Genomic DNA, 246 nt, shown 5'->3' with positions numbered 1-246 from the left:
TCCAGATCCCGAAAGGCTACCTGTACGCGGCCATCGGCTTCTCGATCCTCATCGAGGTGTTCAACCAGGTCGCCCGCAAGCGCCGCAAGAAGAGCCTGCAGGGCCACCGCCCGCTGCGCGCACGTACCGCCCATGCGGTGCTGCGCCTGCTCGGCGGCCAGCGCCTGGAGGCCGACGAGGTCGGCGAGGAAGTCGCCGACCTGTTCGAGGAGGGCGACGACCAGGTGGTCTTCGACCGCCGCGAGC

The 246-nt window shown here is 69.5% G+C and carries 1 pseudogene; it reads left to right on the top strand.

The features are described from left to right. Positions 1-246 (top strand): annotated as a pseudogene (locus BST14_RS32155) (hypothetical protein); the annotation flags it as partial.

The sequence above is a fragment of the Mycobacterium arosiense ATCC BAA-1401 = DSM 45069 genome (assembly GCF_002086125.1).
Lineage (GTDB): Bacteria > Actinomycetota > Actinomycetes > Mycobacteriales > Mycobacteriaceae > Mycobacterium > Mycobacterium arosiense.
Note: the sequence above shows the minus strand (reverse complement) of the source record. Positions and strands in the feature narration are given on the sequence as shown.